We start from the raw sequence: 13,441 nt of genomic DNA, 5'->3' as shown, positions 1-13,441 counted from the left end.
ATATCTAGTTATGTGAGAACGGAGGACGCAATATGAGCTATGCAGATAAAGTATTTATTGATATGTGTACCGACATTATAGAAAACGGGACAGACACCAGAGGGGAAAAGGTGCGCCCGGTCTGGGAGGACGGGACACCGGCCTATACCATCAAGAAGTTCGGAGTGGTGAACCGGTATGACCTTTCCAAAGAATTTCCGGCGCTTACCTTAAGGCGGACAGCGATCAAAAGCTGTACGGACGAGCTTCTCTGGATCTGGCAGAAGAAATCCAACAACATTCATGATCTGAACAGCCATATCTGGGACAGCTGGGCGGACGAAGATGGTTCCATCGGCAAAGCCTATGGCTATCAGATGCAGGTGAAGCACCAGTATAAAGAGGGAATGTTTGACCAGGTGGACCGGGTGATCTATGATCTGAAGCACAATCCTTACAGCCGGCGGATCATGACCAACATTTATGTGCATCAGGATCTTCATGAGATGAATCTGTACCCCTGCGCCTACAGCATGACCTTTAACGTGACAAAACGTCCGGACAGTGAGAAACTGGTGCTGAACGGGATCCTGAACCAGCGGTCTAACGATGTGCTGGCCGCAAATAATTGGAATGTGTGCCAGTATTCCGTGCTCTTACACATGCTGGCCCAGGTGTGCGACATGCAGGTGGGCGAATTCGTCCATGTGATCGCAGACGCCCACATCTATGACCGGCACGTTCCGATGATCCGGGAACTGATCAGCAGAGAGCCGCTGCCTGCGCCCACATTCTGGCTGAATCCGGAAGTAAAAGATTTCTATGAATTTACGCCGGATGACGTAAAGCTTTTGGATTATCAGACGCATGAGCAGATCCGGAACATTCCGGTGGCGGTATAGGAGGAGACAGGTATGAAATTGATCGTTGCAGTCGATAAGAACTGGGCAATCGGAAAAAATAACAAGCTGATGTGGAGCATTCCGGCGGACATGAAGTTTTTTCGGGAGACGACCAAAGGAAATGTGGTGATCATGGGGAGAAAGACGCTGGAAAGTTTTCCACAGGGGCAGCCTTTAAAGGGGCGCGTAAATATTGTGATCACCAAAAATCCTGCCTATCAGGTGAAAGGAGCCGTGGTGGTCCACAGCGTAGAAGAAGCGGTGGAAGAAAGCAAAAAGTACGAAAGGGACGTGTTCGTTATCGGTGGCGAGAGCATTTACCGCGCCATGCTGGATCAGTGCGACACCGCTCTGGTGACGAAGATCGATCATGCCTATGACGCTGATACGTATTTTCCTAATCTGGACGAGGACGAGGACTGGCAGATGACAAAGATCAGCGAAGAGCAGACCTGCTTTGATCTGGAATATTATTTTACCGTGTACGAGAGGATTAAGAAATAGATGAAAATACTAAGCATTTCCGCGCAGAAGCCAGACAGTACCGGAAGCGGGATCTATCTGACGGAGCTGGTGAAGGCGTTTTCAAAAAAAGGGCATGAGCAGGCGGTCATGGCGGGGATCGGACCGGAGGACCAGGTGGAACTGCCGTCAGGCGTCTCTTTTTATCCGGTCCGCTTTGAGACGGACGCGCTGCCATTTCCTGTGGCGGGGATGTCGGATGAAATGCCATATAAAAGCACCAGGTATCAGGATCTGACGCCGGAGATGGTCCGGCAGTTTCAGGAGTCCTTTTTAGGAACACTGGACAGGATCCTGGCAGAATTTGATCCAGACGTGATCTTATGCCATCATCTGTATCTTCTGACTGCCTTTGTAAGACGGCATTGTCCGGACCGGAAGATATACGGATTCTGTCATAATACGGACCTCCGGCAGATGGAAAAGACTGATCTGGAGCGGGCGTTTATCGCAGAAGAGATCCGGAAGCTGGATGGGATCTTTACTTTGCAGGAAGCACAGACAGAGAGGATCCGACAGATTTACCATGTGGACCGGAGCCGGATCCAAGTGGTGGGGATTGGGTACAATGATAAGATTTTTACCCAGAAGCAGTTTGTCAGGACCGATGAAAGGGTAACGATGGTTTATGCAGGAAAGATTGCGGAAAAAAAGGGTGTAAAAAGCCTGATCCGTGCCCTCGGAAAGCTGTGTCTTGAAAAAGATCCTTCTGCCGCGCAGAACGTCCGGGTGTTTCTGGCCGGAGGAGCAGGGAATCAGACAGAGTATGAAGAGATCCGCCGGATGGCCGGGGAGTGTCCCTGCCGGATAGAATTTGCAGGGAAGCTTGGCCAGCAGAAACTGGCAGAATTATACAACGCATGCGATCTATTTGTCCTGCCCTCGTTCTACGAAGGACTGCCGCTTACCCCGGTGGAGGCGCTGGCCTGTGGCGACCGGGTGGTGATGACGGATCTGCCTGGGATCAGGGACTGGATGAAGACGTATGCTCCGGACGCCGGGATCCGGTTTGTAACGCCGCCAAAGATGAAGGCTGTCGATGAGCCGGAGGAGAGCGGGCTTGCGGTTTTTGAAGAACAACTTGCGGAGGCGCTTGACGAAACGGCGGCAGAAGTGAAGGCCGGCGGAAGAAACCGCAGAAAAGCCGCGGATCTTAGCCGGATCCGGTGGGAACAGGTGGCCGCAAGAGTAGAGGCTGTAATCTTGATTTGATGGATAATTTTTGCAATATTCAGATAAAAAGATTGACAATAACTGGGAATATGAATATAATAGGGATAATTATCAGAGAAATGCTATGACAAGGAGGAGTACATAATCTTCGGATGCCAAGAGAGAAGGCGGCTGGTGGAAGCCTTCGTGAAGGGATTATGGAAGTAGCCTTCGAGCAGTGGACCGAAAGAGACGAGAGGAGCGCACAGAGGATCTGTTAGTGATTCTTCCGCGGCGTCTTGAGTAGACTTCAACGCGAGTCCCCGGCGTTAATGGGGAGCGGTATCGGAGAGAATTCTATTTCCCGTACCGGCCGGAGAGCAGAGAGAAATCTCTGAATTTAGGTGGTAACACGGATGTTCATTCGCCCTAAGCATTTTGGCTTAGGGCGTTTTTTTAAGGAGGTATGTATATGAAAAAGATCAGCGGAAACAAATTGTTGGTGAAAGCTTTAAAAGAAGAAGGCGTGGACACCTTATTTGGTTATCCGGGAGCCTGCACCATTGATATCAGTGATGAGCTTTATAAACAGGATTATACAAAGGTGATCCTTCCCAGACAGGAAATCGCGCTGGTGCATGAGGCTGATGCATATGCCCGCTCTACCGGAAAGGTGGGCGTCTGTCTGGTAACCAGCGGTCCCGGAGCCACGAACCTTGTAACAGGACTTGCCACGGCTTATTATGACAGTGTTCCGCTGGTATGCTTTTCCGGACAGGTGGCAAGGCATCTGATCGGCAACGATGCCTTCCAGGAAGTGGATATAGTAGGGATCACAAGAAGTATCACCAAGTACGGCATCACCGTCCGAAACCGGGAGGATCTGGGACGGATCATCAAGGAAGCCTTTTACATCGCAAGAACTGGAAGGCCAGGTCCCGTGCTGGTGGATCTGCCCAAAGATGTGATGGGCGAACTGGGAGATCCGGAGTATCCTTCAGAGGTCAATATCCGGGGATATAAGCCCAACACCCATGTCCATATCGGACAGCTTAAAAGAGCGATCAAGATGCTTGCAAAGGCAAAACGCCCGCTGTTCCTGGTGGGAGGCGGTGTCAACATATCCCATGCCAGTCAGGAATTTACCGAGCTGGTGAATAAAACCAATGTACCGGTGGTGACCACGGTCATGGGACGAGGAGCGGTTCCAACCAATCATCCGCTTTATATCGGAAATGTGGGAATGCATGGTGCTTACGCCTGCAATATGGCGGTCAATGAGTGTGACCTTCTGTTCTCTATCGGAACCCGGTTCAATGACAGGATTACGGGAAAACTTCACTCCTTCGCGCCAAAGGCACAGATCGTACATATCGACATTGATACGGCTGCGATATCCAAAAATGTACAGGTAGACGTGCCGATCGTGGCTGACGCAAAAGAGGCCATCACCAAAATGCTGGAATATGTGGAAGATTATGAGAATCCGGACTGGATGGAGCAGATCCAGAGCTGGAAAGCACAGCATCCGCTGGTTATGAAGCCAAGACCGATCATGACGCCGCAGGATATCATTGAGACTATAAACCGGATATTTGACGAAGCGATCATCGTAACAGACGTAGGACAGCATCAGATGTTTGTGTCCCAGTTTGCCGAGATCACAGAGAAGAAGCGGCTTCTTATGTCCGGAGGACTGGGGACCATGGGATACGGACTTCCGGGCGCCATCGGGGCAAAGATCGGCAATCCGGACATTCCGGTGATCTCGATTTCCGGAGACGGCGGCATCCAGATGAATATCCAGGAGATGGCGACTGCGGTGCTGGAAGAACTTCCCACCATCAACTGCATTTTCAATAATTATAATCTGGGTATGGTCCGCCAGTGGCAGAAGCTGTTTTATGGAAAACGCTATTCCATGACCTGCTTAAGGTCCGGCAAGGCCAGCAGAGAGCGGGGCGAGAATGTAGAAGAGATGGCTTATGTACCGGATTTTGTAAAACTGGCGGAAAGCTATGGCGCAAAAGGCATCCGGGTAACGAAGAAGGAAGAGATCGAGCCGGCGTTCAGAGAAGCCATGAGCAGTAAGAAAACCCCGTATCTCATCGAATTCCTGATCGATCCGGAGGATCTGGTCTATCCGATGATCCAGCCGGGCGGAACTTTGGAAGATATGATCATGGACTGTTAGAAGGAGGAGAAGAGAATGAATGGAAATGGAATGAAAAAAAGATGGATTTCATTATATGTAGAAAATCAGGTGGGTGTTCTTTCCAAGATTTCGGGACTGTTCTCCGGTAAATCCTACAATCTGGACAGTCTTACAGTTGGAAAAACAGAAGACCCCACTGTTTCCAGAATGACGATCGCAACGGTCAGCGACGACGAGACCTTTGAGCAGATCAAAAAGCAGTTGAACCGGCTGGTGGAGGTCATTAAAGTTATCGACTTTACCGATATTTTTGTCAGGATGAAAGAGATCTTATATGTAAAGGTGCGGAAATGTACCCCGGAAGATAAAGTGGAGCTTTTCCAGATTGCCGAGACATTTAAGGCAAAAGTGATCGATTACGGGCATGACAGCCTTCTGCTGGAATTTGTGCAGACCACGGCCAAAAACGACGCGGTGGTGAAATTAATGAAAGAAGAATTCCAGAGTATTGAAGTGGTCCGCGGAGGCTGCGTGGCCATCGAATCTATCAGTATGATGGACCGCTGATCCTGAAAAACAGAGGGTGAAACCGGCATTTTAGAAAAAAACAGAGCGCACTCTTGAATTTAATGATGGAGAGTATTATAATCTATCAGAGAGAGAAAATAGAACGGAGGAGATTTCCATGGAAAAGAAAAATCTGGACTGGTCAAATTTGGGTTTCAGTTATGTAGAAACTGACAAAAGATACGTTTCCAACTATAAAAACGGAACGTGGGACGAAGGTGTATTAACCTCCGATGCAAATGTAGTGATCAATGAATGTGCAGGAGTCCTGCAGTACGCGCAGACCTGTTTTGAAGGCCTGAAGGCATATACCACAGAGGACGGACACATCGTTATGTTCCGCCCGGACCTGAACGCTGCAAGAATGGTCGATTCCGCAAAGCGGCTGAAGATGCCGCCGTTTCCGGAAGAGCGGTTCATAGAAGCGGTACATAAGACCGTAGAAGCCAACGCGGCATATGTTCCGCCGTACGGATCCGGCGCGACCCTGTATGTACGTCCTTACATGTTCGGCTCTAACGCAGTGATCGGCGTAAAGCCGTCCGAAGAATATCAGTTCCGCGTATTTACAACGCCGGTAGGACCATATTTCAAAGGCGGGGCAAAACCCATCACGATCCGCGTCTGTGATTATGACCGCGCGGCGCCCCACGGCACCGGACACGTAAAAGCGGGTCTGAATTACGCCATGAGCCTGTATGCGATCGTAGACGCCCACGAAAAAGGATTCGATGAAAACATGTATCTGGATGCGGCCACCAGAACCAAGGTAGAAGAGACGGGTGGTGCAAACTTCCTGTTTGTCACCAAAGACAATAAAGTCGTAACACCTAAGTCCGACACCATCCTGCCCTCCATTACCAGACGCTCCCTCGTATATGTCGCAGAACATTACCTGGGACTTGAGGTAGAAGAACGGCCGGTATACTTTGACGAGGTCAAAGACTTCGCAGAATGCGGACTGTGCGGCACCGCAGCCGTGATCTCCCCGGTAGGAAAGATCAACGACCATGGAAAAGAAATCTGCTTCCCAAGCGGAATGGAAGAGATGGGACCGGTAACAAAGAAGCTGTACGAAACACTGACAGGCATCCAGATGGGACACATTGAGGCCCCAGAAGGATGGATCCACAGAGTGTGCTAAATGTGAACAAAATGTGAAAAGGGACGTAGACCTTTTGCAAAGGTCTACGTCCCTTTTTGCATTTTGCCCTGTACCCGTATATAAACAGTATATAACAGTTGACAACAGTTATATACTGTTATATACTGTTTATAGCGAAGGAGGGATAGGATGAATTTGATTGTCAATCATTCTTCGATGTGGCCGATTTACGATCAGATCGCAGATCAGGTGAAGGATCAGATCATGCATGGAAAGCTTGCGGCCGGGGAAGCGCTCCCGTCCGTGCGTACATTGGCCAAGGAGCTCAAAGTCAGTGCACTGACTGTGAAGAAGGCATATGATACTCTGGAGGCGGAAGGGTTTATTCATACGGTCCATGGCAAAGGAAGTTTTGTGGCGTTTGCCGACCAGAGCCTGATGCTGGAAGAGAAGAAGAAGGAAGTAGAAGCTGATTTGGAAATGGCCATCCGAAAAGGCAGAAGCTGTGGAATGAGTGATGAGGAGATCGCTCAGTTATTTCAGATTGTTTTGGAGGATTAGCAGTATGATAGAGAGTGCTTTGCTGGATTTTGAGAATGTAAGAAAGGTGTACAAAGATTTTGAACTGCATGTGAACCTTAAGGTTGAGCCGGGATACATTACCGGACTGATCGGTCCCAACGGCGCGGGCAAGACGACAGCTTTTAAGTCGGCTCTTGGTCTGATCCATACGGATGGCGGCAGGTTGAAAGTGTTTGGGAAACCGGCGGAGGAACTGGCTCCTTCGGACCGGGAGAACATCGGCGTGGTGCTGGCGGATTCCGGGTTTAGTTCCGCCCTGAAGGTAAAGGAGCTTCTTCCGGTGCTTTCGCATCTGTACCCGGCTTTTTCCAGGCAGGAATTTATCCGGCAGTGCGACCGGTTCGAGATTCCCATGGAGAAAAAGATCGGCCAGTTTTCTACAGGCATGAAGCGCAAACTTCAGGTTCTGGCAGCGGTGTCCCATGGGGCCAGCCTTCTGATCCTGGATGAACCTACGGCAGGCATGGATGTGATCGCAAGAGACCAGCTCCTTTCGCTTCTTCGGGAGTATATGGAGACGGACGGAAGATCCATCCTGATCAGCTCTCACATTTCCTCGGATCTGGAAGGATTCTGCGACGACATTTACCTGATCCATGAGGGAAAGATCCTGCTCCACGAGGAGACCGACCGGCTTTTGAACCAGTACGGGCTTTTGAAGGTGACGAAGGAACAGTATGCAGCCCTGGATCAGAGGTATATCCTGAAGACCAGGAAAGAAGGATTCGGTTACAGCTGCCTGACCGATCAAAAACAGTTTTATATGGAAAATTATCCGCAGATCATCATCGAGCGGGGCAGCATCGATGAACTGATCCTGATGATGAACAGGAGGGATGCGTAATGACAGGATGTCTGATCAAAGATCTGATGCTTATCAAGAACCAGAAACAGTTTTTAGTGATCATAGGGGTCATCGGCCTTATGATGCTGATCATCTATGACAACCCGTCGTTTGTCTTCGGATACCTGACGGTGATGCTTTCTTTTCTGCCGATTACCACGCTGGCCTACGATGACGCGGAAAATGGAGCGGCTTATCTTTTTTCCCTGCCGGTCACCCGCAGAGGATATGTGGCGGAAAAATATCTCTTTTCCATAGGATTTACGCTTGTGACAGGAGCCGTGGTATATGGAGTAGTCTGGGGTGGGTGTCTGCTGAAAAGATATTCCATCCAGGCAGAGGAGATGGGAATGCTGCTGCTGGCTTCCCTGTCGATCTCGGTGCTGTTCCTAGCCACCGCCATTCCTGTCCAGATCCGGTTTGGTTCCGAAAGAAGCCGGATCGCGGGCGCCATCGTGATGTGCAGCCTGTTTGTGATCTGTTACGGAGGGGCCAGGCTTCTTGGGGCTCTGTCCATTGACGAAGAAACGCTGGAAAGAGCTGCGGCCTCTATTGGAACCGCAGGCATTGCGGGGCTTGCAATTACGGCGTGGATCGTAATTTACGGGATCTCCTGTCTGGTCTCTTTTAGGCTGATCGCAAAGAGAGAATTCTGATTCCAGGGAAATTCCCGGAAAAACAGAAGAAAGTGTTGTTTCAGAAATAGAAAAATTATGGTAGAATAGTAGCGTCGGCAGACAGCCGGCGCTATCTGTTTTTTGCAAAGGGGACGGGGCGAAGAGACGTTTGCCTTGCAAAAGACCGGAAAGGAAAGAATCGAAAGCAATATGGAATCATACACAAGCTTTGCAGAGGTCTACGACCAGTTTATGGATAATGTACCCTATGAAGCCTGGGCGGATTTTCTGCAGGAAATCCTGCAAAAAGAAGGGATCAGAGATGGCCTGGTGTTGGATCTGGGATGCGGCACCGGAAGCATGACGGAAGCCCTTGCAGCCAGAGGCTACGATATGATCGGGGTTGACAATTCTGAGGAAATGCTGGAAATCGCCATGGAAAAACGGGTGGAAACCGGCCACGATATCCTTTATCTTCAGCAGGACATGCAGGCGTTTGAACTCTATGGCACGGTAAGAGCCGTGATCAGTGTCTGTGACTGTGTCAATTATCTGACAGATCCGGAGGAACTGGAAGAAGTCTTCCGGCTGGTCAACAACTATCTGGACCCGGAAGGCATTTTCATTTTTGATTTTAATACGCCGTACAAGTACCGGGAACTTCTGGGTGATACGACCATTGCAGAGAACCGGGAGAACGCAAGCTTTATCTGGGATAATTATTATTACGAAGAAGAAAAGATCAACGAGTATGAACTGACCCTTTTCATCCGGGAAGAAGGAGAAGAATATTACCGGAGATATCAGGAGACACATTTTCAGAGGGCATATACCCTGGAAGAGATCCGGGAACTTTTGACGCGGGCGGGGCTTTGCTATCTTGCGGCCTTTGATAATTATACTGGAAATGCTCCCTCCAAAGACAGCGAGCGGATCTGCGTCGTTGCGCGGGAGCAGGGAAAGACCTGGAAACCGGAAAAAGAAGAGAAAGAAACGCAGAAAGGAACCAAGCGAAATGAGTAGTGAAACAGCAAATCATAAGAACGATTATATTGTAAGGGCCACGGCGGCAAACGGCCAGGTGCGGGCGTTTGCGGCCACCACCAGGAATCTTGTGGAGACGGCAAAAGAGCGTCACGGCACCAGTCCTGTGGCAACAGCGGCGCTGGGACGGCTTCTGACAGCCGGAGCCATCATGGGCAGCATGATGAAAAATGATACGGACATGCTGACGCTGATGATCCGGGGGGACGGTCCCTTGGGCGGCATTACCGTGACGGCAGATAGCCATGCCAATGTGAAAGGCTATGTGGGCAATCCGGATGTGATGCTGCCGCCAAAGAACGGCAAGCTGGACGTAGGCGGAGCCGTGGGGATCGGACTCTTGCAGGTGATCAAAGACATGGGGCTCAAAGAACCTTACTCCGGCCAGACCATGCTGGTGACCAGCGAGATCGCGGAAGACCTGACCTATTATTTCGCAAATTCCGAGCAGGTGCCTTCTTCGGTTGGCCTGGGCGTTCTGATGGAAAAGGACAATACCGTCCGCAGGGCCGGGGGATTTATCATCCAGATGATGCCCTTTGCCACAGAAGAGACCATCAGCCAGATCGAGGAGAACTTAAAACAGGTGACCTCTGTCACCGCGCTTCTGGATCAGGGAAAATCACCGGAAGAACTGCTTACGATCCTTCTGGGAAATGTGGGGCTGGAGATCACAGATACGATTGACACACAGTTCTATTGCAATTGCTCCAAAGAACGGGTGGAGCAGGCGGTAGTGAGCGTGGGAAGAAAAGAGATCCAGGAAATGATCAACGAGGGCGAGACGATTGAGGTAAAATGCCAGTTCTGTAATACGGCCTATCATTATACCATAGAAGATCTGAAGCGGATCATTCAGAGAAGCAGATAAAGGGGGCGATTGTTGTGAAACATGGATTTATCAAGACCGCAGCTGTGACGCCGGATATCCGGGTGGCAGACGTGGCATATAATACGGAGAGCATCATCAAAAATATAGACGAGGCAAAAGAGGCAGGCGCAAGGATCATTGTATTTCCGGAGCTTTGTATCACCGGATATACCTGCGGGGATCTGTTTACCCAGGAAATTCTGCTTACAGACGCCAGAAAAGCCCTTCACCGGATCGCCGCTCATACAAAAGAAATGGACGCCCTGGTGTTTGTGGGCGTACCGCTTGCCATAGAAGGGGAACTTTACAATGTGGCGGCAGCCCTTCACAGGGGAGAGATCCTGGGGCTTATCACCAAGACATTTCTGCCCAATTACGGGGAGTTCTACGAGATGCGCCAGTTCCGGCAGGGACCGGAACAGGCAAGATTTCTGATGTTTGACGGACAATGGCTGCCATTTGGCCCCCAGCTTCTTTTTGCAGAAGAGCATCTGGATGCGCTGGTGGTCTCTGCAGAAATCTGCGAGGACGTCTGGTCTCCGATCCCGCCCAGTATCCAGGCGGCCAGAGAGGGGGCGGTGATCATAGTCAACTGTTCCGCCAGCGACGAGACTATCGGAAAGGCGGCATACCGCAAGAGTCTGATCGAAGGCCAGTCTGCAAGACTGATCTGCGGATATGTATATGCCAATGCCGGAGAGGGAGAGTCCACCACGGATGTGGTGTTTGGCGGCCATAACATGATCGCGGAAAACGGGACTACCCTTGCGGAAGGAACCCGGTTCCATAACAGCATGATCTGCACAGAGATCGATGTCAAACGTCTGGATGGCGAGCGGAGAAAAAATACCACCTTCCAGCCGTCCAAGGAGCGGACGCTGATCAGGATCCCGTTCTCTCTTGACCAGGAAGAGACCGTGCTGACCAGAAGTTTTTCATCCAGGCCCTTTGTGCCGGGAGATGAAAAAGAGCGAAGAGAACGCTGTGAAGAGATCCTGACGATCCAGGCCATGGGATTAAAGAAACGGCTTGCCCATACCCATGCGACACATGCAGTGGTGGGAATTTCCGGCGGACTGGATTCCACGCTGGCCCTTCTGGTGACTGCAAAAGCCTTTGACGCCCTGTCCCTGGACCGGAAAGGTATTACGGCAGTGACCATGCCTTGTTTTGGGACGACAGACCGGACCTATCAGAACGCCTGCAAGATGTCGGGAAAACTGGGAGCGACGCTTCGGGAAGTACCGATCGCGGCATCGGTAAGCCGGCATTTTCAGGATATCGGCCACGATCCCGAGGACCACAGCGTGACCTATGAAAATGCCCAGGCCAGGGAGCGTACCCAGGTGTTGATGGATATTGCCAATGAAAACGGAGGTCTGGTGATTGGCACCGGCGATATGTCCGAGCTGGCGCTTGGATGGGCGACCTATAACGGGGACCACATGTCGATGTACGGCGTCAATGCGTCTGTACCTAAGACGCTGGTACGTCATCTGGTTTCCTATTACGCAGACACCTGTGAGGATGAAGAATTAAGCGAGGTATTAAGGGACGTGCTGGATACCCCCGTCAGCCCGGAGCTTCTCCCGCCAAAGGACGGAGAGATCGCCCAGAAGACCGAAGACCTGGTAGGTCCTTATGAACTGCATGACTTTTATCTCTATTATTTCCTGCGGTTTGGCTGTGAGCCGGCAAAAATCTACCGGCTGGCAAAAAAAGCGTTTGCAGGAGAATATGACGACGAGACGATCTACCGCTGGCTTTCCACCTTCTGCCGGAGATTCTTCAGCCAGCAGTTTAAGCGTTCCTGTCTGCCGGACGGCCCGAAAGTAGGAACTGTAGCGCTTTCCCCGAGAGGGGACTGGAGAATGCCAAGCGACGCCTGTGCGGCAGCCTGGCTTGCAGATCTGGAACAGGTAAAACCAGAGGGAAAACAGGAGGGATCATTACGATGAAAGCAACAAAAAAAGATGCGGCAGAGCGGTTTGAAAAGATGTATAACTGCTGTCAGGCAGTGGTCTGCGCCTATTGCGAAGAGCTGGGCGTAAAAGAAGAAGATGTCTTCCGGATGACGGAAGGCTTCGGACTTGGCATGGGAGGGTTAAAAGATACCTGCGGCGCGGTCACCGGCATGTTTCTGACGATCGGCCTGAAAAACAGTGCAGGAGATAGGAACGATCCCTATGCAACAAAGAAAGACACCTATGAAAAGATCCTGAAAGCTGCAGAAGTCTTCCGCCAGAGAATGGGGTCCATCTACTGCAGGGACCTGAAGACAGAAGAAGGACCGCAGCCCCTCCCCTGTTGTAAAAAATGTGTGGAAGAAGCCGCGGCCATTATCGACGAGATGGATCTTTAATTAACCCAGATATCCAGTCAGGAGATCATTTACCAGTTTTCCGTCTGCTTTGCCTTTTACCTTAGGCATCAGATTCTTCATGATCTTGCCTTTGTCCTTAGCCGTCGGGGCGTCAAGTCCCATCTCGGCAAGGAGAGCTTCGATGACGGAACGGATCTCGGCTTCGTCCATCATCTTCGGAGCGTACTTTTCAAGAACAGAGAGACGCTTTTCGCATTCTGCAATGATGTCGGTGCGCTCCGCAGGTGTCATATCCAGAGTTTCTTTGGTCTGCTTGATCTCCTTTAAGACAACCTGAACCTCTTCCTCTTCGGTCAGATCCGCGCGTTTGTCAATGGCTTTATTTTTCAGAGCTGCCAGCAGCATGGATAAGGTTTCTTTTGTTTCTTTGTCGCCGGCCTTCATGGCTGCGACCATTGCACTTCTTACTTCATCGATCTTGCTCATGATGATATGTCCTCCCTATACATTTGATTGTTATTATTTTAGCAGATGAGATCTGTTTTTTCAACAAAGACCCGGGCGATGTGCGCGGTGAGATAAGAAAACAAGCAAAACCCTTAAATCATCGCGTTTATGGACAGTGGGCAAACAGGTTACAAGTGAATAACCAAGCAAAAGGGACGTTAGGGCATTAACATAAGGACATTCAGGAACACCTCACGAACAGCACCTTGGTGGTTTTTAATGATGTCAACAAACGGAATGAAGTTGACTGTTTGCAGATACAGGTTTCTTT

13 protein-coding genes, 1 pseudogene and 1 other annotated feature are annotated in these 13,441 nt (G+C 50.4%); of the genes and pseudogenes, 13 read left to right on the top strand and 1 reads right to left on the bottom strand.

From position 1 onward, the window contains the following. Positions 1-32: 32 nt before the first annotated feature. From thyA to H6A13_RS00595, 13 genes and pseudogenes are all read left to right on the top strand, one after another. Complete coding sequence (gene thyA / locus H6A13_RS00655) at positions 33-881, top strand: thymidylate synthase (RefSeq protein WP_204907683.1); 849 nt, start codon at positions 33-35, stop codon at positions 879-881. Positions 882-893: 12 nt separating this feature from the next. Continuing rightward, positions 894-1,385, top strand: coding sequence for a dihydrofolate reductase (locus H6A13_RS00650; RefSeq protein ID WP_204907682.1), 492 nt, complete (start codon positions 894-896; stop codon positions 1,383-1,385). After that, entirely contained in the window at positions 1,386-2,615 is a 1,230-nt protein-coding gene (locus H6A13_RS00645) for a glycosyltransferase family 4 protein (RefSeq protein WP_204907681.1), read from the top strand. Between the two features lie 76 nt (positions 2,616-2,691). Continuing rightward, positions 2,692-2,990: a binding site (T-box leader), on the top strand. A 37-nt stretch (positions 2,991-3,027) separates the two neighbouring features. Then, entirely contained in the window at positions 3,028-4,749 is a 1,722-nt protein-coding gene (gene ilvB / locus H6A13_RS00640; protein WP_204907680.1) for a biosynthetic-type acetolactate synthase large subunit, read from the top strand. 15 nt (positions 4,750-4,764) lie between these two features. Beyond that, a complete protein-coding gene (ilvN, locus tag H6A13_RS00635; protein WP_204907679.1) occupies positions 4,765-5,277 on the top strand; it encodes an acetolactate synthase small subunit in 513 nt (170 codons plus the stop codon). Between the two features lie 106 nt (positions 5,278-5,383). Further along, a pseudogene (locus tag H6A13_RS00630) lies at positions 5,384-6,421 on the top strand (branched-chain amino acid aminotransferase); the annotation flags it as partial. A 150-nt stretch (positions 6,422-6,571) separates the two neighbouring features. Further along, positions 6,572-6,943 (top strand): GntR family transcriptional regulator, encoded by a 372-nt coding sequence (locus H6A13_RS00625; RefSeq protein ID WP_204907677.1) that lies wholly within the window; start codon positions 6,572-6,574, stop codon positions 6,941-6,943. Positions 6,944-6,947: 4 nt separating this feature from the next. After that, positions 6,948-7,808 (top strand): ATP-binding cassette domain-containing protein, encoded by an 861-nt coding sequence (locus H6A13_RS00620; RefSeq protein WP_338042971.1) that lies wholly within the window; start codon positions 6,948-6,950, stop codon positions 7,806-7,808. Continuing rightward, positions 7,808-8,464, top strand: coding sequence for an ABC-2 transporter permease (locus H6A13_RS00615; protein ID WP_204907676.1), 657 nt, complete (start codon positions 7,808-7,810; stop codon positions 8,462-8,464). The genes H6A13_RS00620 and H6A13_RS00615 overlap by 1 nt, the downstream gene beginning before the upstream one ends. 171 nt (positions 8,465-8,635) lie before the next feature. After that, complete coding sequence (locus H6A13_RS00610) at positions 8,636-9,448, top strand: class I SAM-dependent DNA methyltransferase (RefSeq protein WP_204907675.1); 813 nt, start codon at positions 8,636-8,638, stop codon at positions 9,446-9,448. Further along, the gene (hslO, locus tag H6A13_RS00605) at positions 9,441-10,340 is read left to right on the top strand and encodes an Hsp33 family molecular chaperone HslO (protein ID WP_204907674.1); all 900 of its coding nucleotides are present in this window, start codon (positions 9,441-9,443) and stop codon (positions 10,338-10,340) included. The genes H6A13_RS00610 and hslO overlap by 8 nt, the downstream gene beginning before the upstream one ends. Positions 10,341-10,354: 14 nt before the next feature. Continuing rightward, positions 10,355-12,298: an NAD(+) synthase gene (locus H6A13_RS00600; RefSeq protein ID WP_204907673.1), complete on the top strand. Its 1,944-nt coding sequence runs from the start codon at positions 10,355-10,357 to the stop codon at positions 12,296-12,298. Beyond that, a complete protein-coding gene (locus H6A13_RS00595) occupies positions 12,295-12,702 on the top strand; it encodes a C-GCAxxG-C-C family protein (RefSeq protein ID WP_204907672.1) in 408 nt (135 codons plus the stop codon). Before H6A13_RS00600 ends, H6A13_RS00595 begins: the two co-directional genes overlap by 4 nt. Here the strand turns inward: H6A13_RS00595 and H6A13_RS00590 are convergent, their stop codons facing one another. Beyond that, positions 12,703-13,149 carry a GatB/YqeY domain-containing protein gene (locus H6A13_RS00590; protein WP_204907671.1) on the bottom strand — a complete coding sequence of 149 codons (447 nt, stop codon included), beginning with the start codon at positions 13,147-13,149 and terminating at the stop codon, positions 12,703-12,705. Positions 13,150-13,441: the final 292 nt, after the last annotated feature.

The sequence above is a fragment of the Mordavella massiliensis genome, from assembly GCF_016902415.1.
GTDB lineage: Bacteria > Bacillota > Clostridia > Lachnospirales > Lachnospiraceae > Merdimonas > Merdimonas faecigallinarum.
This window is presented reverse-complemented; position numbering and strand designations above follow the sequence as displayed.